This is a genomic window from Streptomyces sp. MBT53, assembly GCF_016654115.1.
In the GTDB taxonomy this organism is placed as follows: Bacteria; Actinomycetota; Actinomycetes; order Streptomycetales; family Streptomycetaceae; genus Streptomyces.
Genome location: NZ_JAEQAZ010000161.1, coordinates 1 through 22595 on the forward strand (window position 1 = coordinate 1; position 22595 = coordinate 22595).

24 protein-coding genes, 1 tRNA gene and 1 pseudogene are annotated in these 22595 nt (G+C 70.1%); 9 read left to right on the plus strand and 17 right to left on the minus strand.

Going from position 1 to position 22595, the window contains the following annotated elements:
* A partial coding sequence (locus tag JHN45_RS39025) for a hypothetical protein (protein ID WP_201054278.1) occupies positions 1-394 on the plus strand: 394 nt, incomplete at its 5' end.
* Positions 391-1080 (plus strand): alpha/beta fold hydrolase, encoded by a 690-nt coding sequence (locus JHN45_RS39030; protein ID WP_200716981.1) that lies wholly within the window; start codon positions 391-393, stop codon positions 1078-1080. The genes JHN45_RS39025 and JHN45_RS39030, both read left to right, overlap by 4 nt.
* A gap of 54 nt (positions 1081-1134) precedes the next feature.
* Here JHN45_RS39030 and JHN45_RS39035 read toward each other — a convergent pair whose 3' ends face one another.
* Positions 1135-2493 (minus strand): nucleotidyltransferase family protein, encoded by a 1359-nt coding sequence (locus JHN45_RS39035; RefSeq protein WP_200716980.1) that lies wholly within the window; start codon positions 2491-2493, stop codon positions 1135-1137.
* A gap of 22 nt (positions 2494-2515) precedes the next feature.
* Positions 2516-3433, minus strand: a complete 918-nt coding sequence (locus JHN45_RS39040; protein WP_201054279.1) for an aminotransferase class I/II-fold pyridoxal phosphate-dependent enzyme — start codon at positions 3431-3433, stop codon at positions 2516-2518.
* A 251-nt stretch (positions 3434-3684) separates the two neighbouring features.
* Here JHN45_RS39040 and JHN45_RS39045 point away from each other — a divergent pair, with 251 nt between their 5' ends.
* Positions 3685-4506, plus strand: coding sequence for a hypothetical protein (locus JHN45_RS39045; protein WP_201054280.1), 822 nt, complete (start codon positions 3685-3687; stop codon positions 4504-4506).
* Here JHN45_RS39045 and JHN45_RS39050 read toward each other — a convergent pair.
* From JHN45_RS39050 to JHN45_RS39065, 4 genes are all read right to left on the minus strand, one after another.
* A complete protein-coding gene (locus JHN45_RS39050) occupies positions 4494-5189 on the minus strand; it encodes a dTMP kinase (RefSeq protein ID WP_200716977.1) in 696 nt (231 codons plus the stop codon). The two genes, JHN45_RS39045 and JHN45_RS39050, sit on opposite strands and share 13 nt — an antisense overlap.
* 78 nt (positions 5190-5267) lie before the next feature.
* A complete protein-coding gene (locus JHN45_RS39055; protein WP_201054281.1) occupies positions 5268-5975 on the minus strand; it encodes a TauD/TfdA family dioxygenase in 708 nt (235 codons plus the stop codon).
* Between the two features lie 32 nt (positions 5976-6007).
* A complete protein-coding gene (locus JHN45_RS39060) occupies positions 6008-6826 on the minus strand; it encodes a hypothetical protein (protein ID WP_201054282.1) in 819 nt (272 codons plus the stop codon).
* Positions 6827-6858: 32 nt separating this feature from the next.
* Positions 6859-7650 (minus strand): hypothetical protein, encoded by a 792-nt coding sequence (locus tag JHN45_RS39065; protein ID WP_200716974.1) that lies wholly within the window; start codon positions 7648-7650, stop codon positions 6859-6861.
* 1070 nt (positions 7651-8720) lie between these two features.
* Here JHN45_RS39065 and JHN45_RS39070 point away from each other — a divergent pair.
* Positions 8721-8793 (plus strand) — tRNA-Arg (locus JHN45_RS39070).
* A gap of 164 nt (positions 8794-8957) precedes the next feature.
* Here JHN45_RS39070 and JHN45_RS39075 read toward each other — a convergent pair.
* The 5 genes from JHN45_RS39075 to JHN45_RS39095 all read right to left on the minus strand — a co-directional run bounded on the left by JHN45_RS39075 (position 8958) and on the right by JHN45_RS39095 (position 13551).
* Positions 8958-9245, minus strand: coding sequence for a hypothetical protein (locus JHN45_RS39075; protein ID WP_201054283.1), 288 nt, complete (start codon positions 9243-9245; stop codon positions 8958-8960).
* A complete protein-coding gene (locus tag JHN45_RS53495) occupies positions 9242-9622 on the minus strand; it encodes a hypothetical protein (RefSeq protein WP_236584599.1) in 381 nt (126 codons plus the stop codon). The genes JHN45_RS39075 and JHN45_RS53495 overlap by 4 nt, the downstream gene beginning before the upstream one ends.
* 132 nt (positions 9623-9754) lie before the next feature.
* Complete coding sequence (locus JHN45_RS39085; RefSeq protein WP_201054284.1) at positions 9755-10870, minus strand: DUF475 domain-containing protein; 1116 nt, start codon at positions 10868-10870, stop codon at positions 9755-9757.
* A 186-nt stretch (positions 10871-11056) separates the two neighbouring features.
* Positions 11057-12187 carry a GNAT family N-acetyltransferase gene (locus JHN45_RS39090; protein ID WP_200716960.1) on the minus strand — a complete coding sequence of 377 codons (1131 nt, stop codon included), beginning with the start codon at positions 12185-12187 and terminating at the stop codon, positions 11057-11059.
* A gap of 176 nt (positions 12188-12363) precedes the next feature.
* Positions 12364-13551 (minus strand): MFS transporter, encoded by a 1188-nt coding sequence (locus JHN45_RS39095; RefSeq protein ID WP_201054285.1) that lies wholly within the window; start codon positions 13549-13551, stop codon positions 12364-12366.
* A gap of 70 nt (positions 13552-13621) precedes the next feature.
* Here JHN45_RS39095 and JHN45_RS39100 point away from each other — a divergent pair, with 70 nt between their 5' ends.
* The 3 genes from JHN45_RS39100 to JHN45_RS39110 all read left to right on the plus strand — a co-directional run bounded on the left by JHN45_RS39100 (position 13622) and on the right by JHN45_RS39110 (position 16095).
* Complete coding sequence (locus tag JHN45_RS39100; RefSeq protein WP_201054286.1) at positions 13622-14587, plus strand: helix-turn-helix transcriptional regulator; 966 nt, start codon at positions 13622-13624, stop codon at positions 14585-14587.
* Between the two features lie 59 nt (positions 14588-14646).
* Positions 14647-15150: a glutathione peroxidase gene (locus JHN45_RS39105; protein ID WP_236584600.1), complete on the plus strand. Its 504-nt coding sequence runs from the start codon at positions 14647-14649 to the stop codon at positions 15148-15150.
* A 78-nt stretch (positions 15151-15228) separates the two neighbouring features.
* Positions 15229-16095, plus strand: coding sequence for a MerR family transcriptional regulator (locus tag JHN45_RS39110; RefSeq protein WP_200716963.1), 867 nt, complete (start codon positions 15229-15231; stop codon positions 16093-16095).
* Between the two features lie 33 nt (positions 16096-16128).
* On the opposite strand, the gene JHN45_RS39115 is transcribed toward JHN45_RS39110, so the two are convergent.
* Genes JHN45_RS39115 through JHN45_RS39125 form a run of 3 tightly spaced genes read right to left on the minus strand, consistent with a single transcriptional unit; the run spans position 16129 to position 17193 of the window.
* Positions 16129-16635 carry a hypothetical protein gene (locus JHN45_RS39115; RefSeq protein WP_201054287.1) on the minus strand — a complete coding sequence of 169 codons (507 nt, stop codon included), beginning with the start codon at positions 16633-16635 and terminating at the stop codon, positions 16129-16131.
* Positions 16628-16825 (minus strand): DUF397 domain-containing protein, encoded by a 198-nt coding sequence (locus JHN45_RS39120; RefSeq protein ID WP_200716965.1) that lies wholly within the window; start codon positions 16823-16825, stop codon positions 16628-16630. The genes JHN45_RS39115 and JHN45_RS39120 overlap by 8 nt, the downstream gene beginning before the upstream one ends.
* Positions 16822-17193, minus strand: a complete 372-nt coding sequence (locus tag JHN45_RS39125; RefSeq protein ID WP_201054288.1) for a hypothetical protein — start codon at positions 17191-17193, stop codon at positions 16822-16824. The genes JHN45_RS39120 and JHN45_RS39125 overlap by 4 nt, the downstream gene beginning before the upstream one ends.
* A 162-nt stretch (positions 17194-17355) precedes the next feature.
* Here JHN45_RS39125 and JHN45_RS39130 point away from each other — a divergent pair, with 162 nt between their 5' ends.
* Positions 17356-18216 (plus strand): helix-turn-helix transcriptional regulator, encoded by an 861-nt coding sequence (locus tag JHN45_RS39130; protein ID WP_201054289.1) that lies wholly within the window; start codon positions 17356-17358, stop codon positions 18214-18216.
* Positions 18217-18302: 86 nt separating this feature from the next.
* Here JHN45_RS39130 and JHN45_RS39135 read toward each other — a convergent pair whose 3' ends face one another.
* From JHN45_RS39135 to JHN45_RS39145, 3 genes are all read right to left on the minus strand, one after another.
* Positions 18303-18512 carry a DUF397 domain-containing protein gene (locus JHN45_RS39135; RefSeq protein ID WP_200716967.1) on the minus strand — a complete coding sequence of 70 codons (210 nt, stop codon included), beginning with the start codon at positions 18510-18512 and terminating at the stop codon, positions 18303-18305.
* Between the two features lie 242 nt (positions 18513-18754).
* On the minus strand, positions 18755-19612 hold the full coding sequence (locus JHN45_RS39140) for a helix-turn-helix transcriptional regulator (RefSeq protein ID WP_200716968.1): 858 nt from the start codon (positions 19610-19612) through the stop codon (positions 18755-18757).
* 373 nt (positions 19613-19985) lie between these two features.
* A complete protein-coding gene (locus JHN45_RS39145; RefSeq protein ID WP_200716969.1) occupies positions 19986-20738 on the minus strand; it encodes a GPP34 family phosphoprotein in 753 nt (250 codons plus the stop codon).
* 276 nt (positions 20739-21014) lie between these two features.
* Between JHN45_RS39145 and JHN45_RS39150 the strand changes: the two are divergent.
* Positions 21015-22595, plus strand: a pseudogene (locus tag JHN45_RS39150) (D-alanyl-D-alanine carboxypeptidase); the annotation flags it as partial.

Sequence of the window (22595 nt, forward strand, 5' to 3'; positions counted from 1 at the left end):
GCTGGAGGCGAACAACTGGGCATACGTCGGCCTGGAGGCCCTGGGGGCCGACGCCGCCCAGTTGTTCGCCTCCAGCGCCGCCCGGCTCCTGCTGCCGGCCGGGGACCCGGCCACCCACCACGCCCTGATCCTCGACGGCTACCAGGAGGGACTGCGCGCAGCGGGCGTACACGGTCCCGCGCTACGGGAAGTCGGGCGCTGGTACGACCTGGCGATCTCGCTGCGCTGGGGCGTCACCCAGTTCTTCTGGGCACGACACCTCACGGACGCCCGGCGGCTGCGCGTCCTGGAGGAGCGCTGGTGGCGGCGGCCCTACGGACGGGCGGCTCCCGAGCTGGCGCGCCTCGACGCGTTCCTCGACGACCTCGCCTCCCCCTGGACAGGCGTTCGGTGAGCACATTCGTCCTGGTGCACGGCGCCTGGACCGGAGCACACGTGTGGCGCCCGCTGCGCCTGCTGCTCGCCGCGGACGGCCACGAGGTGTTCGCCCCGGCCCTGACCGGACTGGGCGAACGGGTCCATCTCGCGTCCCCCGAAACCGATCTCGAGACGCATGTCCAGGACGTGGTGAACCTGCTGCGCTACCAGGACCTGCGCGAGGTGGTCCTGGTCGGCCACAGCTACGGCGGCGCGGTGGTCTGCACGGCTGCCGACCGCGAGCCGGACCGGATCGCCCGTCTGGTGCTGCTGGACGCCCTGCTCGTGCCCGACGGACGGTCCGTGCAGGATGTGCGCCGGCACACCGCCCCGTACGGCGCCTGGATCCCGCCGCCGCGCTTTGCGCACCTGCCCGTCGAGCAGTTGGCCCGTCTGCTCCCGGCCGCCCGGCTGTCGCTCCAGCCGGCGAACACCTTCCGGCAGCCGGTGCGGCTGACTGCGCCCTTGGAGGGGCGGCCGTTCCAGCGCTGGTACGTGCGGGCGGCACGACGCGACCCGTCGCCGCCCTACGACGACGCGGCACGCTACACACGCGCCCATCAGGCCTGGCACTACCGCGAAGTGGCCCGCGGACACGACACGATGCTGAGCAGCCCGGAGGAAACCGCGCAGCTGCTCTGCTCGCTCGCCGGGACGGTATGACACCACCTTCTCCCGGACCGGTGCCCCGTCGGCCCGGCCCGGAAGGGGAGGCCGTCAGGATGCCGCGAGGACACCGCCGACGGAGGCGGGCAGCGCGAAGTCGACCGTCGGGACGAACACGTCACCGATGGCGTGGACCACGCTGTTGGTGCCCGACCCGGACCGTGTCGCCTCATCGGTCCCGGCGACGGCGGACACGTCGTCCGGCGCGGACGGTGCGCCGCCTGCCGCCGGCAGCACGGTGCCCGCCAGCTCGGCGGGGACGAGCCTGACGCAGGCCCAGTTGTTCAGGCCGTCCCAGTCGATCGCCGTCGCCTGCTCGTCGGGCACGGCCCGCAGCGGATGGTCCGCGCTGTAGGCCTCACGCGCGGAGGCCACGACCGCCTCGACCTCGGCCGGGTCCTCGGGAAACAGCCGCTCGGCGGTCGCCCGCGCGTGAGCGACCGTCACTTCGCAGCGCACGGCGGCATCCGGCCGGACCACCGACGGCACCGGTTCCGGCACCACGTCGGGGGTGAGCTCGGCTGCCCGCTCGGCCTGCTCGCCGGTCAACGCGCACCAGGCGTCGAGCCGGCCGAGGCAGGTGGCGAAGAAGGGCAGCAGCCCGCCGGCGTCCAGAGTGCGGTGGATGTAGGCCACGTCGAGTTCACGGCCGAGGGCAAGCAGGAGATCGTTGATCATCTTCGCGGTGATGAAGAAGTCCCCTGCCGCGTTGGCAACCACCGCGCACACGTCGTCCTCGAAGGCGACCGGACCGGCCGGGGTGCCCAGACCCGCCTCGGTCCGGCTCAACGGCATGAGCGCGCAGTGGCGGATCGAGTAGGGGCCGGCGTGGATGTCGATGGACAGCCGGTCACGGTTGGGCGTGGTCAGCCGGATCTGCCCGTACAGCTCCTGCGTGCGGATGTCCCGTTTGAACCACGGCAGTTCGATGTCGAGGTAGATGTAGCCGTCCTCGCGCAGCCGACGGGCCAACCGCCAGGCGTCGTCCATCGTGCGCACCAGGACGTCGAGATCGCCGACATCGCGGATGGCGCCCTCGGGGTAGAGGGGACGGAACGAGAAGCCCTTCATCGTCCACCACTCGATGCCCTCCTGCGCGGCGAACCCGGCGACCAGTTCACCCACGGCCGGTGCGCTGCGCCAGCGATCCCGCATCACGGAGGCACGCTCGACAACGCGCTCCGCCAATTCCGCGAGCAGGGCCCTGTCCTCGTCGTCGGCGTCGGCGGCCAGACGCTCGGCCGTGGCCTTCGCCATGCTGCTGATCTTGTGCCGGAACAGCAGCTCGGCCGCCTCCCGGGCGCCGGTCTCGCGCAGTGCGGCCAGCAGCTCGTGCGCCGCGTACCGGGGCTGCAACAGCCCGAAGGACAGGAGGCGTTCGGGCGCCTCGGCCGTTGTTGTGGTCTGCACGTCTCTCTCTTTCCACGGAAGGTCAGGACAGTCCGAGCCGAGCCAGGGTCTTGTGCACGCCCTCGACACAGGCGGGAACGTCTTCGTCGGAAACTCCTGTGAACGACAGCCGTACGGCGCCGCGCTCCTGGCCGAAGGCAGAGCCCAGCCCCACGGACAGCCCCTGCCGGGCCAGTTCGGTGCTCAGTTCGTCCTCGGTGACGTGATCAGGCACCAGCAGCAGGAGCGAGGGCCCGGCACCGTGCCGGACAGTTCGGACGCCGTCCGGCAGGCCCGGCCGTGCGGTGAAGGCAGCGGCACGCGCGGAGGGATCCAGCAGCCCGGTCCGCACCGGCGCCGCCACCCCGCCGCGTCCGATCATCGAGGCCCAGGCGAGCTGCCAGGCGGTGGGCGGGCCTCCCGCGGCGGGCCGATCCGGTCCCACCCCGCCGGGCGAGACGCGCCAGCCCACGGCGCAACCGCCGCCCGAGACCTTGTGCAGGCTGCCGACCAGCTCGGCGCGGACCGGCCGGGGGGCGTCGGGGGCGCACCAGTGGTACGCCTGGTTGACGACGACGCGGTGGTCCTCGGCGAGTTCGTCGAGACGCCGTGCCTCCGCCGGCGTCAGGGTGCGGCCGTCGGGGTTGCGCGCAGGGGAGGTGACCCAGATCAGGCACCGGCCGGGAAGCCGCTCCCCGCCCAGGATGTCCTCCCAGTCCCGGAGTTCGACCCGTACCCCGTGCTGGGCAGCCAGACGGGGCACGCTCAGGAAGGTGGGCCGCTCGACGACGACGGCGTCCACACCCGCGAGCAGCGCGGGCACCTGGCCCCGGATCCCGGAGGTGACGGCGAGCCGGTCCACCGGCGCCGCCAGGTGCGCGGCCAGGGCCTCGCGCAGGGCGGGGATTCCGGTGCGCGGGGCCGTGTCCCAGGCTTCGGGCGCGCGCAGGGCAGCGGTCACGCACTCTTCCCACAGTGCGCGGACCGCACCGTCCCATGCGGGCGCCGGGCCCGTCAGATCAAGCACATCGACCCCTGCCTCTCATTTCCCCTGAACGCAGCCAGGATTAAATCTCCGACATGACACCGAACTCAAGACCTGTCGAAGAAAATCTCGGAATCCAGAGCACACCTTGACGGCCACTTCGGACCGTGCTGGGATTTCCACGGAAAACAATCGGAACCGAAATCGAAAGAAACGGGGGCGGTCCAATGATCGACCGTGAGACCTGCATGTCCCGGCTGGCGGAACTGGATTTACTGCCGGACGACACGGTGGCCGTGCTCTGCGTCGGATCCGTCGCCCGCGGCTGGAGCAATGACACGAGCGACCTCAACTTCTACGTGGTGTCGCTCTCCCCGTGGCAGCGGGAGGGCATGGCCTTCAAGACGGCCCCGCTGGACCATCCGGTCGTTCCCGTGCACGTCCTGCGCGTCGACGGCAGGACGTGGAAACTCAAGCACTGGACGGTCGGACAGGCCGACCAGATGCTGGCGAAGGTCGGCCACGACCGGTTCGACGGACACTCCGGGCAGCCGGCCGACCTCGTGGCACCGGTGCTGGCGGAGATCGAGGAACTCTTCGTGGAGCGCCTGGAGAGCGCTGTTCCCGTCCTCGGCGACGAATGGCTGGCCGCGTACCGGGAGACTGCCCGGCGCAGCGCTTTCCGGGACTTTCTCACCGAGCGGTCCGCCGCGGCCTTCCACGGGCACGCCGAAGCCGCGAAGGACAGAATGTCCGCCGACGACACGGCAGGCGCCGTCCTGTGTGCCCGGCAAGCATTCGGGTTCGCGGTCGATGCTTTTCTGGACAGCCGAGGAAATCATGGAAACTTCACTCCGAAATGGCGGGCTCGCCGTTTTATGGAGACCGGTTCGGAATCCCTCTCCTTCGAGGACTACTGGGCCTTCGAAACCATGCACGGCTTCGATTCCGTCGCACCGGAGTCATGGGTGAGGCGCGTTCTCGCGGCCGGGGAGGAACTCCTGGCCGAGACCCGGGGCACGCGCAGCGGAAGCCTTCAGCCGACCTGAGCCCGGGCGGCCGGCTCACGCCCGCCCGGCACCAGTGCGGCCACGTCGTCCCAGAGGTCCTGGAAGACGGCGTCGGCCGCCTGGCCGGCGTCGACCACCCGGAACGACGGGAACTCCGGAAGGGCGTGGAACGCGGAGCGGAACCGGGACAGATGCTCCACGGTGTTCCGGTCCACCCCGCGCCGTTCGACGCGTTCGGCGGCGACCCGGGGATCGACGTCGAGATAGAGCACCACATCCGGCTCCGGGAGGGCGGCGTACAGCCTGCGCAGCAGCGGCTCGTTGCCGGTCCCGAACGTGTTGGCCAGGGCGAACCACGCGTGCTTGTAGCGGTCGGTGACCACGAAGTGCCCCGGCCGACCCAGCTCCGGCTCCAGCTCCAGCAGCTCGCGCCACTTCATCACGCTCGGCAGCAACTGCCCGAAGTCCGGGCCGAACAACTCGAAGCGGTGCGCCAGGCCCTCCTCCTGGGCCAGCCGCTCCAGGGCCTGCCGGACGGGCCGAAAGGTGCGGTTCGGGAACCAGGTCACCGAGTGTCCGCGCGCACGCAGCTCCTCGACCAGCCGCAGGGCGGCCGTGGTCTTGCCCACCCCGTCCGTTCCCTCGACCGCGATCAGTGTGGCCCGCTTCTCGATGCTTCCCGGTCCCCGCTCGGCGGTGGGACGTGGGCTCGGCTCACTCATGTGTCTCCCCGTACGGTGTGGGCGGCCCGGGGCGGTATCCGTCCGGACACCGCCCCGGGCCGCCGTGCCGACGAACCTCTAGTGGGCTGCCATCCAGTAGCGGGCCAGGTGCCGGGCCGGATCCTCGAACGTGCCCCGGCGGTGGATCAGGCGGACGTTGTCCCAGAGCAGAATGGCGTCGTCGGGGATCAGCACCGGCACTATGTGCTGCGCGATCCACCGGTCGGACAACTCGGCCAGCCGTACCCCGAACTCACCGAGCGGGCGCCGCTCTCCTCGCTCCCCGAGCAGCCGGGGATCGGAGTTGCCCACCAGCAGGCTCTGCCGCCAGCGGATGATCTCCTGCCCGTCGGCCGTCACCTCGATGATCGGGCGGGTCACGCCGTCCTTGGTGTTCCGGTCGATCCAGGGCACGGCACGCTCGTACAGCGCGGCGTGGTCCTCCTCGTCGAGCGAGGCGATGAAGGGCCGCATGTCGACGAGTTCGGTGTGGCCGGCACCGCACCGGGCCTGTCGGCGGCAGTGCAGCGCCATCCGGAGCGGCGGCGGCTCCCAGCTCGGAGCGTCGATGTGCCAGGGGATCCCGTTGACACTCTTGGAGAAGGTGCGCTTGCGGTACTCGTCCGACGCCTTCACGTCGTACCGGATCTCCCCGTTGTACTGGGGAATGAGTGTCCCGAACTCCTTGAGGACCACCTCGGCCTCGTCGGCGGAGGTGATGCCCTCGATCAGTGTGTAGCCCTGTTCGATGAGCTGCCGTTCATGCTTGTCGGGTTCGAAGGTCATGCGTAGCGACTCCTTCCGGGTGGACCGCTCGCTCACCAGCCGCGGCGAGGGCCTCTCAGGGACCGGCGCACCAAGTGTTCGGGATGCGTCGCGATTGTCTTCTCGCAGAACTCGACGACCTGCTCGACCCAGTCGGCGGGCCGGTCGATGTCCAGACCCGCCATGGTCTCCAGCCGCCAGTACTCCTCGTACGTCATCAGCGCTGTCCTTGCCTCCTCGAAGCGACGCGAGCGCAGTTCGGGCGCGTAACTGCCGTAGCAGCCCGCCAGTTCCAGCACGCTGTCCACCACATGTCCGAAGGCCTTGCGGGCGGACAGCACGGCACTGTGCACGTCACCCGATGCCAGTTGCCCCAGCGCGTCCTCGACCGCTCCCTCAGCGTCCCCGAGGGAGCGGGTCACGACGAACTCCCTGAAGGCGCCCGCAGCCGCGATGACGCGCTGCCCCGAGATCCACCGGGAGCCACTCACCACGCAACCGGTCAGCAGATCCTCGACCAGCAGTTCCTCGGCCTCCACGAGAAGCGGCGCCGCTCGGGGAACCTCGAAGCGCTCCCGGGTCACCTTGGCCAGCACCGCCTCGACCTGGGCGGCGGTCCAGCACGTGAGCCGGACGGTGCGGTCGGCGACCCGGACCCGCAATGCCGCGACCGAACCCGGGTCAAGGGGCACGGACTGCGGCCACGCACCGGGCAGACCCCAGGACTGCTCGGTGACGATCCGGACCCTGACCTCGGCAACCACGTCGGACCAGCCGCGCGCGGCGGGGCCGCCGCAGAACACCGCCGCCGCCTCCGGCATCGGCAGGCCGCTCTCGTGCAGGGCGGCGAGGATCTCGGACACCTCGGACACGTCATCCACTCCTGGAGGCACGGGCCGCGGCTTCAGAGAACGATCTCGAAGGAGATCTGCCGACAGAGATCGACGACCGACTCGATCCACGGAACGGGGTTGTCGACGTCAAATCCCTGGAGCGTCTCCAGCCGCCAGTAGAGGTCGAAGGGGAGGACCTTCGAGTCGACCAGGCGGACCCGCTTGGCCTGCCACTTGCCGTCCCTGCCGACCTCGCCGTGGTGGGCGAGCAGTGCGTCGACGGCGTTGTGGAAGGCGAGGCGGGCCGACAGCAGGGCCGACTCGACATCGCCCGACTCCAGCAGGCCCGCGACGTCCTCAAGATAGGTGTCGAGGACGTTCAGCAGCGTCGAGGCGGCCAGCGACCGCATCCCGGACGCCGCGATCCGCCGACGCCGCTCCTCGACCCAGTCCGTACCGCTCAGCACCACCGCATAGGACATCCGCTCAAGGATGTTCAGCTCTTTCTGGATGGGCGAGGTGATGAGGTCGGCGCTCTTCGGACTGCCCGCACCGGGGTCCCACGCCACCTTGTCGATCAGCTGGTCGATCTGCCCGTCCAGCCAGTACTCGATGGTCCAACGCATACCGTCGACGTAGATCACGGCCATCGGGACGATGTCCGGTTCCAGCGCCACGGGCACCTTCGTGGTGATCTCGCCCGTCCACGGTTCGTCGGAGATGACATAGACGTCCAGGTCGCTGGTGGCATGGCCCCAGCCCCGGGCGATCGAACCCGAGATGTAGACCGCCCGGTGCCCCTCGGGCAGCAGGCCCCGTGCGACCAGTTCCGGAAGACACCTGTCGTAATCGATCTGGATCACCTGGACCGTTCCTCCTGCCCTGTCAGCACGGGGCGGCTGCCGCCGGACGGCCAGGCTAGAGAAGGGCGACGGCAGGCGACCACGGATTCGGCAGCGTCCGAATCGCCATGCTTTCCGGCACGATCGCGCCGCTTGAGGGCTTTCACCGCCCCCACGATCCCGATCCGCCCGCAGCGGGGCCGGGCCCGAGCCACGGCCATACGGTCGCTCGAGAACAGGTAACCTGCCCCGCCCCCGAGATGACACCCTGCCCCCCTGTCGCGTGTCCAGTACTGAGCGATGACCGACGACTCGTCAGCGGCCTCCCGCTCGCCGGCCGGGAGCGAGGTGATGGCGGGGCGGGATGCTCGACGGCCGACGGCCCGGAGAGGTGATGCAAGGCGCGTCGACGGTGTGCTGCGGGCCGTTGACGGGCGTGCGCTCGGGGCCGGGTGGCGCCGGGCACGGGCGAGAGGCGGTCCGCATGGCGGGGGTGCGCGGTGAACAGGCGTCGCTCGCAGGTGAGTCGGCCGACTCCTGGGCCGTGGGCGGTGGGCGGGATGCGGGCGGCTGTCCGTTCCTACGGTTCGGCTCGGAGCCTGCGCACTACGGACAGGGTCAGGGACAGGGGCCGCCCGCTCGTGGTCGGCTCAGGGCCGACGAGGGCGACGCGGTGCCGCGGACCGCAGCAGACCAGAAGGACGTCACAGCATTCCTCCGGTGCGTCCAGGCACACGCCGTGAATCCGGAACGGGAGCGCCGACCGCGCGCGTCCGCGCAGGCAACCGCGGGACGCGACATCCCCCGCCCCGGACCCGCAGCGTTCCCACCTCGGCCAAGGGGCCCCGACCGCGGCGACGGTGGTACCGCCGCGAGGGAGGGCCGGATCCGGAAGCCGATGCCACAAACCGCAGCAACGACGAACCCGGCCCCCGCCGTTCACGACCCCACTGAGACCTCGACCTCGGGCCCCACCACCCCTCCCCGATCCGCTAACCTGTTGGGACCGCCATGAGTGGCGGTCCCAACCCTTGTAGAGGCCGGGACGAATGCTCACGCAGAGTATTCATCCACGTTTTCCGCAAGGCCCCGCCTTCGTAGCTCAGGGGATAGAGCACCGCTCTCCTAAAGCGGGTGTCGCAGGTTCGAATCCTGCCGGGGGCACACCTGTAGTACTCGGAACATCAGGACGGCCCCGAACCCGCGACAGGGTTCGGGGCCGCGCGGTTCCCCGGGATAGCCGGCCGATCTTCGCGTCACGGCGTTCCCTCCAGCCCCTCGGCGGTTCGTCGTCCGTCCTGGCGTTCCTCGCGTCGGCGGCGGTTCTCTCAGGAGGGCAGCGACCACCGCGGCCCGTTCGGATTGCCGAGCCGGACCGCCTGCTCGGTACGGAAGACCGTCACGCCGAGCGCCGCTGCGCTCGGTGAGCCGTACTCCTCCCCGGTGGCGACAGCCGACTCGACCGCGTCCCGGAGGCGGTGCGGGCCGCCCCCGCGGACCTGCCGGCCACTACGCCCGCGCGTTTCCGGGCGGGCGTGGTGGCCGGCAGGTCCGAGCACGGGGAGGCGCGCTGTCTGGAATGGCTCGGCCAGGCCGCCGAGGCACGCGGCGATCATGCCGAGTCGGTCCGCCACCACGAAGCCGCCCGTGAGCTCTTCCGGCGTCTGAGCCCCGAGGACGCCCAGCTGCTGGACGACCGGCTGCGGCAGCCGTGAGCTCCGCCGCAGCCGGTCGCCCCACGGGGTCGGCGCGGCGGCAGCGGGGCGACGCGCCGCGGCGCGCGGGACGGTCGCCGGGACACCAGCCAGGCGTGCGCGAGGTCGGACTCGGCCCGCCGCGCTTCCTCCCAGGGCACCGTGGTGATGCCCAGGCTCCGCAGGAACTCGGTGACCCCGTTGCCGAAGGCATGCGGCGGGGCGGTGAGGACCAGCTGGATGCGCAGGTCGGTCTCCAGGGGTTCGAAGATCTCACGCGGCCGTTGGGCGAAGGTCACTGTGTGCAGGACCCCATCGCTCGTCGTTGGGTTCGACGGACGGCTGGAGGGTTCCCCGTGCCTGCGGCGGTTTCCTTGCACGCCTCTTGCAACACCCCTGCCCCGGTGCGTGGGTGGGCTGTCGTGGTGCGGTTACGGCACCCGCGCCGCATCCGCCTCCTCGGCCGCCGCCCCCTCCCCCGCCTCGCCAAGCGCGTTGTTCCGGAGCACCGAGGACCAGAACGACCACCCGATCAGCAGGACGCCGACCAGGCCGGTGATGACCTCGTTGATCTGGTACTGGATGGTGACCATGAGGATCACGGCGAGGGCGCCGATCGCGTAGTGGGCGCCGTGCTCCAGGTAGACGTAGTCGTCGAGCGTGCCCTGGCGGACCAGGTACACCGTCAGCGAGCGGACGTACATCGCGCCGATGCCCAGGCCCAGCGCCATCAGCACGATGTCGTTCGTGATGGCGAACGCGCCGATCACTCCGTCGAAGGAGAAGGACGCGTCCAGGACTTCCAGGTACAGGAACATGAAGAACGCCGCCTGGCCCGCCAGCACCACCGCCGAGCGGTCGCTCTCCCGCTCGCGTTCCTCCTCCGCTTCCAGGCGGTCCTCGAAGAAGCCCGAGAGGCCGCCGACGATCATGTACGTGATCAGGCCCGCGATGCCGGAGACCAGGACCGTCTGGGCCTTGTCCGCGTGGGCGCCGCCGTGCTGGTGGGCGTGGGTCGCGAAGGTGAAGGAGGTGATCAGGAGGACGATCAGGGCTAGGCAGACCGAGAGCATGTCGACCTTGCCGAGCCTGGCGAGCGGGCGTTCCAGCCAGCCCAGCCACTTGATGTCGCGGTCCTCGAAGATGAAGTCGAGGAAGATCATCAGGAGGAACATGCCGCCGAACGCCGCGATCGCCGGGTGGGCGTCGGTGACCAGCTGTTCGTAGCGGTCCTTGTCGGTCAGGGCGAGGTTCACCGCGTCGACGGGGTTCTTCTTCGCCGTGACGGCGACGATGACCACCGGGAACGCCAGGCGCATGCCGAACACCGCGATCAGGACGCCCACCGTGAGGAAGATCTTCTGCCAGAAGGCGGACATCTTCTTCAGGATCCCGGCGTTGACCACCGCGTTGTCGAAGGACAGCGAGATCTCCAGGACGGCCAGGATCGCGATGACGCCGAACGCCGTCCAGCCGCCGTACCAGACTCCCAGGGCCAGGCCGAGCGCGGTGACCGCGAACGACCAGCGGAAGGTCTTCAGAAGCACGGGTTGCCCCTTCCTGTTGTCGCGCGGTCGCCCGCGGGCCGGGTGTCCGTCAACAGCCCCGACCATCATCGGCGTTGTCTACCACGGCCGCCTGTCGTACGGGTGACGGGGCGGGCCGGGAGCACGGAAAAGGGGCCCTCGACCGACCAGGTCGAGGGCCCCTCCCGAGCCGATGGTGCCGCATCGTCACTTCTTGAGCGCCGCCCGGCCGGACGTGCGCAGCGCGCCCACCGTCTTGAGGAGTCGGTCGGCCGGGTCGCGCAGGGACTGGTGGGCCAGGACCGTGTTGCGCAGGCCGCGGACCGGGCGGCGCCACAGGCGGTGGGCCGTCGCCACCGGGTGGGGGCGGGTGGCGAAACCTTCCCCCACGCGCAGCTCGCGGGTCTTGAGCCAGTCCTTCCACTCCTTGTCGCCGCGCCCCAGGTCCATGAGACGCACGCCGTGCCGGCCCGCCTCCTCGGCCATCCTGAGGTGCATGATCAACCCCGGGGAGTAGTACCGGAGTTCGGGGTCGTACGCCGTGAACCAGGCCGCGAACAGCGTGCGGGACGTCGGTCCGAAGTGGGCCGCGACCGGGCGGTCCCCGGCGTAGAGGACGGACAGGACGCCGGTGAAGTGCTCCTCGCGGACCCGGAACAGGTGGTCCACCAGATCTACGATCCAGGGGCGGGCGAAGCGGTCCATGCGGCCGGTTCTGCGGTACTGGGCGGACTTCCACCGCATCAGCGTGTGCAGCACCTCGGGGTTGCGGTCGTCGTAGACGAAGCGCATCTCGCCGAGGTCGCGGCCGAGCCGACGTTCCTTCTTCAGGGTCGTCTTGGCGATGCCGGGGTACGCGCCGCGCAGCCACTCGGCGTAGGGGACCTCTCCGTCGCCGTCCTTGAGGTCGATCACCGGGGAGGCGAAGGTGCCGGTGACATGGCGGCCGAACGGCTGCTGTTCCTCGACCAGATGGTCGAACTCGAAGACCGACAGGCCGCAGGCGCGCAGGAGTTGCTGGACGTCCCAGGTGACACCCGGCCGGTGCACCAGGGCCTGGCAGTCGGAGAGGCCCAGGCCGATGGCCCGGCCGACGCCGACGGGGTTGCGCTCGTACGGGAAGAAGCCGACCGGCTCCCCGCCCTCGTGCAGCACCGCCACCTGCGCACTGCCGCGGTGACGGCCGACGCCGTCCGCGAACTCCGGTGCCAGGAAAGGGTTCGCGTAGTCCGGCGACTCGTCCATCGCCTTGTGCCAGGCCTGGCGGAGCGAGGTGCTCAACTCCTCCGGTCTGTGGATCGTGATGTCCGCCTTGCCATTGGATCGCATGGATCGCATGGGCGACCGTCCCCCCACATTTCCCCCACGACGCGTCGTCCGCGCCCTTGCCTACTCGTCCCACGGTACGACGAGACACGAAGAGTTCGGCAGGTCTCAAACGTCGCGAAACAGTACGGACGCTGTCAAGGATGCCTGTGGTCACGGAAAAGTACGGATCGCCCGGGCGGGAACGATCAGGACACGCCGGCGGAGACGGTCACCGGCCGGTCCTGCCGAGCGCATACCGCCAACACCCCTGTCACCGCTGCCGATACGGCCGCCATCAAGGTCATCGCCGTTGCGGGAGAGGTCAGTTGGGCCGCCGTGCCCGCGAGGGCCGCGCCGACGCCCTGCATGGTGAGCATGCCGGCGGAGCGCAACCCGAGGGCGTGGCCCGCGAGTTCGTCGGGCGTGAGCTCCATCAGACGTTCCTGGAGGACGAGGCTGGCGCCGTAGCCGACGGAGCCGACGCCCACGGCGATCGCCGCCCACGGCAGGCCCGGGCGCAGCGCGAAGAGCAGGTACGGCGCGGCCAGCAGGAGACGCAGCGGGATGTCCAGGCGGCGGCGCAGGGCGGGCGGTACGAAGCGGCCCAGGGTCAGGTCGCCGACGAACATGCCCAGCGCCGCGCTCGCGAACAGCGTGCCCGCGGACCCGGAGTCGTAGGGGACGTAGAGGGATTCGCAGCCGACGATCAGGCCGTTGGGGACCCACATGCCGAGGAAGGCCAGGCGGCGGGGGCGTGAGGACCACAGGAGGGCGTTCGTGCGCCAGGTGGCGGCGACGGACGGGCGGCCCGCGGTGCGTGGCGGGCGGGCGGTCAGGCCCAGGCGCAGCAGCAGGGCCGTGGTGGCGTACAGGCCCGCCGACAGGAGCAGGCAGGCGCGCGGGGACAGGAGGGCCAGCAGGACGCCGCCCGTCGCGAAACCGGTGACCTGCATCAGCCCGGAGGCCATGTTGAACACCGAACGCCCCAGTACGAAGCCGTTCTTGGGCAGGATCTCGTTCAGCAGGCCCCCGCTCACTCCCCCGCCCAGCGAGGCGATCAGGCCCTGCAGGAACACGACGGCGAAGACCGCGCCGATCGGCAGACCGGGCAGCGCCAGGAGCGCCGTACAGCCGGCGAAGGCTGTGTTGATGCCGGTCAGTGTGGCCCGCGGGGGCAGCCGGTCGGCGCCGGAGAGGAAGAAGGTCGCGCCGATCATCTGGGCGAGCTGTGGCCCGAACATGCTGACCGCCGACAGTAAGGGCGAGTCCGTGGCCCGGTAGACGAGGGTGGCGAGGGACAGGCCGCTGATGGTCAGGGCCGCGTTCTGGGTGGCGAAGGAGAGGAAGAACGGGGTGTATTCGGGGGTGCGGAAGAGCTCGCGGTAGCTGCGCATGCGCGGAGTCTGCGGGGGTGCGGGCGCGGGTCGTATTCTTTCGCGCGGACGCGAAACAGCGGGGGTGCGGATGGGGTGGTGGCAGCTCAACGCCGACACCCTCGCCAGGAGCCGGTTCGTGCTGTCGTCGTTCGCCGAGACCTTCGCCTCGCTGAAACTGCTGCACGCCGGGGTGGGCGCGCACCCCGGTGAGCAGGAGTGGCTGCGGGACCATCTGCCGGGCTACCGGCGGCAGTTGGCGGCCGAACCGGTCACCGGGGCGCTGGTGCGGGCGGCGCTCGGGCCGTCCTGGATCGCCGACTTCTTCTGCCCGACCCAGACGGACCGCGAGCCCTTCGCGGAGACCGTCGCCCGCGTGCGTACGACCCCGCCCGCCGCCGCGCGCGCGAACCTCACGGTCTCCCTCGCCGGTCCGCTCCCCGCCGCCCTGGAGCGCGACGACCTGCCCGAGCGGGCGGCCCGGCTCCTGGAGTACGTGTGGGAGGAGACCGTACGACCGTCCTGGGAGCGGCGTCGGCGCGTCCTGGAGGCCGATGTGGTCGCGCGGACCGCACAGGTGAGCCAGGGCGGCTGGGCGGCCGTGCTGGACGCGCTCCAGCCGGGGCGGACCCGGTGGCTCGGGGAGAACCGGCTCCAGATCAACCTGTACGCGAACCCGCCCCGCGAGATCTCCGGCGCGGAGCTGCTCTTCATGCCGGTCACGCCCGGCGCCGGGTGGGCGTCCTGGGAGGAACCGGACCGGTACGCGATGATCTACCCGTGCGCGGGCGTCCTCGCCGACCGCGGCGGGCGGCCGGTGCCGGCGGCCCTCGGCGCGCTGCTGGGGACCGCCCGCGCCGGGGTGCTGGTGCTGCTCTCCTCGCCGATGAGCACCAGCCAGCTGACCGCCGTGACCGGGCAGGGGCTCGGTTCGGTGGGCCGGCATCTGAAGGTGCTGCTGGACGCGGGGCTGGTGGAGCGGCGGCGGGCGGGGCGTTCGGTGCTGTATTCGCGGACGGCGGCGGGGGAGGTCGTGGTGGAGGCCGCGGGTGCGTGAGTGGCGGAGGCGCATGGGCCGCTCGCGAGAACGACATTTACCGGAGTTAGCATCCGGTTATGACGACTACAGAGAACACGGGTCCCCTCGCCGTCGAGATCGGGTCGCTCAAGGGCGGCTCGGCGGACCTCTCCCAGTACGCCGGCCAGGCCGTCCTCGTGGTGAACGTGGCCTCCAAGTGCGGGCTGACCCCCCAGTACACGGGCCTTGAGCGACTCCAGGAGCGGTACGCGGCACAGGGCTTCACCGTGCTGGGCGTGCCCTGCAACCAGTTCCTCGGGCAGGAGCCCGGCAGCGCCGAGGAGATCGCCGAGTTCTGCTCGGCGACCTACGGCGTGACCTTCCCTCTGACCGAGAAGGTCGAGGTCAACGGCGACGGCCGGCACGAGCTGTACGACCGCCTCGTCGGCTTCGCGGACGGCGAGGGCCACACCGGCGACATCCGCTGGAACTTCGAGAAGTTCCTCATCGGCCGCGACGGCACGGTCGTCGCCCGCTTCTCCCCGCAGACCGAGCCGGAGTCGGCGGAGGTCGTGGCGGCGGTGGAGGGTTCCCTCGCCTGAGAAGGTGTTGACCTTGCCCCTGGGGCAGGGCTGAGCGTCCTGGTCACCGGGCGGACGGATTCCGCCCGGTGACGGAGGATGGTTGAGGTGGACGACGAACTGCTGACCATCGGTGCGTTCGCGGCCCGGGCGCGGCTTTCGGCCAAAGCACTACGGCTGTACGACCGCCTCGGGCTGCTGTCACCGGCTCGCGTCGACGCGGTCAGCGGCTACCGCTACTACCGCGCCGACCAGGTCCAGCGGGCCCGACTCGTGGCACTGCTACGGCAGTTGGACATGCCGCTGGCCCAAGTCGCCGCGCTGGTCGAGGCGGAGGGGCCGGACGCGGCCGAACTCCTCGCCGTGTACTGGGCGGACGTCGAGACCCGGATCGCCGGGCAGCGCACGCTCGCCGAGTACCTCCGTGCACGCCTTTCGGGGAGGAGCTCCGAGATGTACGGAAAGTTCGTGGTCGAGACGGTCGAGGTACCGGAACAGGTGCTGATCACCGAGACCAGGCACACCCTCGCGGACGAGTTGCCGGCCTGGATCGGGGCCTCGCTGGGGCGCCTGGAGGCGGCGGCCGAGGAGTGCGGGGGCGTGAGCGGTGCGCCGTTCGTCGTCTACCACTCCGAGGTGTCGACGGAGAGCGACGGGCCGGCCGAGTCCTGCGTACCGGTCGCGGACGAGGCGGCGGCGCGGGCGTGGGTCGCGCGACAGGGCCGGACCCGGCAGACGGCGGTCCGGGTCGAACCGGCCCGGCGGCTTGCGTACACCCGCATCACCAAGGCGCAGGTCGCACATCCGCAGATCCTGGCCGCGTTCGAGGCGGTGGAGCAGTGGGTGACCGCGGAGGGCCTGCGGTACGCCGGTCCGTGCCGCGAGGTGTACTTCGCGAAGTGGTCGACCGCGGGGCCGGGGGACGCGGTGTGCGACGTGGCGTTTCCGGTGGAAGGGGCCCGGTAGCCGCGCCCCTCCCCCTACCACCACCAGTTCAAGTCACCGCGTACGGCACACGCACGTCGTCGAATCACCCACGGCGATCAGCGACATGGCCTGAAACAGGGCGTTGGTGAGCCAGAAGCCCCAGGACAGGTCGTTGCCGCAGCGCAACTCGTACAGGGCGAGGCCGAACCTGAACTCGTCCGAGATGAACGTGCGTTGGTGGACGGGGCTCATCACCGGGACACAGTCGTCGAACTGCCGGCTGAGCCAGCGCAGCGCCTCCTCGGGCGTGGCGGGTGCGGCCCGGATGAGGCGTGCCGGCTTCATGAGCCAATCCCGTAGGGCGAACGGCACGATGTCCGATGCCGTCGCCCTGCGGGCCACATTGTCGCCGAGCCGTTTTCCGTCGCCACGCCATGAGTAGGCGTGCCAGTGCAGGGAGCGTTCACGCCAGACGGTGGGCTCGCTGTGCCGCCAGGCGTCGTAGGGGCATGACGCACGCTCCGGGGAGGCGGCCGCACCCGAGGAGGGGTACGGCCGCACGGCACCCGAGTCAGGCACTGAGGTCGAACTCGCCGCCCTTGGCACCGCTCAGGAAGTCCTCCCACTCCTTCGGGGTGAACTGCATGACGGACTCGGTCTTCGTGTCGCGGATCGCGACGATTCCCGGAATGTTGGTGGCCACCTCTACGCAGCCTTCGGTGCATGGACCGCCGCAGGCCGCCGCGGTACGGAACTCGAACTTGCTCATGCCGACCCCCTGTTGTCGGGCTGGATCTCCGGCCAGCCCATGGTGTGGATGAACCCACCGGCGTGTGACACCCGGTCGGTGATCTGGGCGTACTCCGTCGCGAGCGTCGAGATCATCTCGGGCGAGACGGTGAGCAGGACGGACGCGTCGGTGGTCGTCAGCTTCTCGATGGCACGGGCCAGAGCCGGGCGTTCACGCGCCTTGGTCGGGTCGCTCTGGCCCGTCGCGTCGTGCAACGAGTCGACGACCCGCCAACCGCGTCTGTCCGCGTAGGCGTCGCAGGCCCACAGGAGTGGTTGCGGGTTCGAGTGCACGGTGGTGCAGAGGTAGACGACGGCTGTCCGGGCTGCGGGTCTTGATTGGTTCACGGTTCCCCCACGGCGACGAGCGCGAGCTTGACGATGACTGGGAGTGTGCCGCCCTTTCTGCAGAGCTTGCAAGCAGATCTTCAAGATCTGAAAACTTTCACTCCCTAGTGGGATGCGAGAGAGGGCCCGCAAATGCCAGACTTCGGCCAGGAGGTCTGCTGCATGAGTGAAGGAACATCTGCCCGTAGGCGACGAGTTGGCGCGCAGCTCCGCCATTGGCGTACGAGCGAGGGGCTGACGCTTCAGGAGGTCGCGGACCGGCTTGAGGTCAGCCTGGCGACGGCGAGCCGCTGGGAGACGGGAGGTACGAAGGTGTCGCTCGACACGTACTCCAGGCTCGCGGACCTGTACGGGGTGAACGACGAGAGCCGGCTCTACTTCGAGCGGTTGTGCCGTGACGCGGACGACGCCGGATGGTGGACCCGCTACGGCGATGCGATCTCGCACGGGTTTCGCGACTTCATCGAGCTGGAGTCACAGGCGGCAGGAGAGTTCGTCTACCACGCGCTGATCGTTCCGGGATTGCTGCAAACCGCCGAGTACCGACGTGCGTTGGTGATTGCTCTGGGCACTCCGGAGGCGACGCCCCACAGGGCGGACAACATCGCGGACATGAACTCGGCTCGACAGTCGATCCTGACCCGGATGTCGGCACCGTTCGAACTGCATGCGGTGATCCAAGAGGCCGTCCTGCTCAACGAGTTCGAGGGCCGACCACACATCATGCGGGACCAGCACAGACGACTGAGAGAGTTGGCCGCGCGGCCGAACATCACCCTGCAGATCGTGCCGTTGCGTCGGTCGGCCCACCCCGGCTCCACCGGCGACTTCACGATCCTGACGTACGACGGAGGTGGGGCGACCGTCTACAACGAACTCCTCACCTCCAGCGTCATGACGAACGACCTCGCAGAGGTGGGCACCTACCAAGCCGCAAGGAAGGCGTTGGTAGCGGATGTCGCGCTGCCGGTGGAGGACTCCCTGCGCCTGCTCGACCGACTGATCGGAGAGTCCGAGAGGTGAACATGGCCGAGCCCCCTCGGCCAGGACGGCGGGCCGGTCGAGAGGGCTCTTTCGGTGGTACCTATGAAATTGAGAGTGATCATCCGTCACGCGAGGCCGGCAGGCCCCCGGCCGATCTCAGCCACGAACGCATTCCACGAGTCGACAGGGAACGCCAACGTGGGGCCATCGGGGGTCTTGGAGTCCCGGACGACCGACGCCGCGAGAGCTGGGGACTTGACCTCGACGCACGCGCCGTTGCCAGTGGAGTACGAGGACTTGATCCAGCCGTCCACGACGCCTTGCTGAATTGCCATTTTTGCTCCGGTCATGCCAGTCGATGAGTTTCTGTCACCATGCGTCACGTCCGACCACGAACGCCCCGGACGTACAACACAGTTCGCGCCAAAGCCTGTTACTCGATGGCGCGATCGACGCTACTCGCCAACATCGTCAGGCAAAGCAGCCATTCACCCATCCGGGTGGCATATCCCCCTGGCGTCTTACATCCCACCCGGCGGAAGGTGTATGGTGCGCCACCTTCCGCCCGAGGGGCCCTTCAGCGCGCGTATTCCTTCGCGATGTCCGCGATGAACTGACGGGACTGGTCCACGTTCAGGGCCTGCGCCCTCAAGTGCTCGTACATCACGCTGTACTTCTGGACGTCGTTCGCCTTCTCCAGGTACAGATCGCTGGTGACACCCTCGATGTAGACGACGCTGGAGTCCGCAGCGTCGACGAACTCCAGCACCGCGTACTGCCCGTTGAGACCGGGATGGGCACCCATCTCGAACGGGATCACCTGCACGGTCACGTGCGGCAGTTGGGACTGTTCGACGAGGTACTCCAACTGGTCCCGCATCACGGAGCGGGTGCCGACCACCCTGCGCAGCACGGACTCGTCCATCACGGTCCACAGCCTCAGCGGGTTCTCGGGGGCAGAGATCCGCTCCTGCCTGCGCAGCCGCACCTGGACCCGCTTCTCGACCTCGGCGGAGGCGGTCTCGGGCAACGCCCCGGTGATCAGCGCCTCGGCATATTGCCGCGTCTGCAACAGCCCCGGGACGACCTGGGGGTCGTACGCGCGCAGACTCGCCGCGTCCGTCTCCAGGCCGATGTAGACGCTGTACGGGATGTCGCCGAAGGAGTGCCACCAGCCCTGCTGGCGCGAGTCCTTGGCCATCTGCATCAGCGAGTCGACGATCCGGACGTCCTCGACCTCGTAGACCCCGCACAGGTCGCGGACGTCACGCTGGCTGATGCTGCGCCGGCCGTTCTCCAGCCGGCTGATCTTCGACTGCGACACCAGCAGCCGCTCGGCGACCTCTTCGGCCGTCATGCCCTTGAGCTCGCGGAGCCGACGCAACTCCTGGCCCAACCGGCGTCGCCTGACGGTGGGATTGACACTTGACGCCACGGGAACGTGCACCTCCGGCTGCATTCCTCTGCTTGCCACTGCTTACTGCTACTTGCCGCTACTTGCTGCTCACTGCTTGCCACTTTGCGTATCTGCTGTTGAGCAGACTGCCACCAAGGTGGTTTCTACCGCTGGGAAACGGTGGATATGCGGCAGGTACGAGCCAGGTTCCGGTTGCCCACGGCGTCCGTAGATGCGGCCGAGCGGGGTGGAGTGACGTTACGTCTACTCCACCCCGCTCGGACCAGCGGCTCCCGAACCGGGTCTTGGGGACTGGCGGTGCGGCGGTACTGCAGGTACTGCGTCTACTGCCTGTACTGCGGTCGTGCGGTCCTGTCGTGACTGATGCGGGCGTGTGCCGTGGGACTGCGGCTCAGTGAGCCACGGCGCGCGCCATGGTGCCGCGGTGCGGCTGCATCGGAACACCACGAGCCGGTTCCGGTGGCCTTGTTCCGGGCGCGGCCTGACGGCCGGCCGGGGCCGGGCTACGGCGTGGCTGTGCGGCCACACCGTTCTGGACGTCCATCACGGCGTGCGCCACGAGTCCGCCCATGGGGTCGTGCCTGATCAGGTCCCGCAGCCGGGAGCGGGACGAGCGTCCCTCATTACCCGGATACAGGTGCTTGCCCAGACCCACCGCGTGCGCCAGTGCGGCGAGCGCGGCGGTCCGCGGGTCCGGCGGTACGCCGGTGCGGATCGCGGAATCGAGTCGCGCCCTGATCTCACGGCTGATCTCGTTGTCCGTCGCCTGATAGCGAGTCGTGGGCAACACCCCGCACATCTGTCCCGCCACGGCATGCACCATGCCGCACCGCTCCAGATGCGAGAGGTAGGTCTGGCGAAGTCCCAGTCGGGGCCCGCCAATCCAGTTCACTGCACGTACCGGAGCGCCACGCCTTCGCAGCAACTCCAACGCGCAGTCCAAAGTCGGATCTCCGGTCGGCCGTGGGACTACCACGGCGATACGATCCCCGTCTGGGGCTATCCGTCCGGCCAGCGCCAGCTCCACTAGCTGTGCTCCGGCCAGACCGAGGTCGAGCGACTGCGGCTGCGCAGTGGTACCCGTGGCCGGGTCCAATGCCAGCAGTAGAAGCTCTTCCGGAAGAGTTCTGCGGCTCCTGCCCATCCATGCCTCCCCGCGTGGATGAATGACAGGGTGACCCCTCTCACATTGGTCTGTCGAGAGTGCGTGACCGCTTCGTAGTGGAACCGGTAGGTATGTCGTTCTCGTCTACCGCAGGGGTTAAGCCCGCACACAGGACACTGGTACATCGTTCGGACAACGGTGTTTGATGCGTTGTCCGGGCTGCGGGTAGGAGATTTACCGGCTGTTTTCAGCTGTTTCTGTAGCTGTCTCGGCTATCTCGGTCGGTTCGGTTGACGCACGGTGGGCGTGCGGCTCATGGAGGAGGCATCGGTGGCGGGCGAGTCCCCCGACAGGTCGAAGCAGCGCGAGTCGTCGGCAGAACCGACGCCGGGGAGCGCGAGTCCGGTTCCCGAGGCGAGGTCCGAACGCGACCCGCGCCTGGCGGTGGCCCGCGAGGCCACGTCGACGTCGTCGCAGCGCGGGGGTGTGGACACGGCGACGAAGGTCTTCTCGATCCGTGAACTGCGGCCGGAGACGGCCGAGGACGGGGCGGGGGGCGGCGGGGCCGACGGGGCCGACGGCGCGGGTGATGTCGGTGGGTCGTCGGGTGCGGCCGGTGTGGCTGGTGGGTCCGGTGTGGCTGGTGCGGCCGATGGAGCTGGTGGGTCCGGTAAGGCCGGCGGGTCCCGTGGGGCGGCCGGTGCGGGCGGAGCCGGTGGCTCCGACGGTTCCGAGGCCGCCGACGGTTCTGAGTCGGCCGGGGGTTCCGCGTCGGCCGGGGGTTCCCAGTCGGCCGGGGGTTCCGAGTCGGCCGGGGGTGGCGAGTCCACCGACGGTCCCGAGTCCGCGGTGGGTGGCGAGTCCGCCGGAGGTTCCGAGGCCGCCGACGGTCCCGAGTCCGCCGTACGTGGCGATGGTCCCAAGGGCGGCGAGTCCGCCGAGGGCGGCGAAGGCTCCGACGGCGGCGAAGGCTCCAAGGGGGCCGAGGGTTCGGCGCGTGACGAGGACGCTGAAGCTGCCGAGGCCGCCGGAGCCGCCGATCCGCAGAACCCTTCCGCCAAGGGCGGCCCCGCGGGCGATGCCCGGCTGCGGGCGGCTGTGGCGGCTTGGGTGTCGGGAGCCGACGAGCAGGACGGTGCGGCTGCGGAGGAACCTGCCGGCGCCGACGACGCGGGCGCGGCAGGCGGGGCAGGCGCGGCTTCTACGGCCGAGGACGCGGCGAAGTCCGCCGAGAGCGCGGAGACCGTGGTCGTGGCGACCCGCACCGCGAAGGGCCGCCCCGAGGACGCCGAGGCCGCTACAGAGGCCCAGGACGGCTCCGTGAGCGCGGTGGCGGCCGAGGCGGCCGACGCCGGGCTGGATGCCGAGACCGAGGACGACCCACAGGACGCGGTTCCTGAGACCGCGGAAGCCGACAAGGCCGAGGCCGAGGCTGCGGCCGACGAGATCACGGACGCCCGCCCTGAGGACACCGGCACCCCCGAGGACGCGGTTCGCGACGCGGCCGAGACGTCGGAGGCCGCCGGGGACGCGGACGAGGAACCGCAGGACGCGGCGCCCGACACGTCCGAGGTCGAGCCGCATGACGCCGTGCCCGACGCGTCCGAGGACGAGCCGGAGGACACCGCGCCGGGCGCGTCCGCAGACGAGCCGGAAGACGCGGCCCCTAGCGCGCCCGCAGACGAACCGGAGGACACCGCACCCGGGGCCTCCGATGGCGGGCCGGAAGACGCGGCACCCCGCGCCTCCGCAGCCGAGCCCGAAGACACCCCACCCAGCGCGTCCGCGGCCGAACCGGAAGACACCGCACCCGACGCACCCGAAGACGCGGCAGGCGAGCCGCAAGACGCCACCCCGGCCTCCGAAACCCCAGGCCCCGGCCCCGTTTTCCCACCC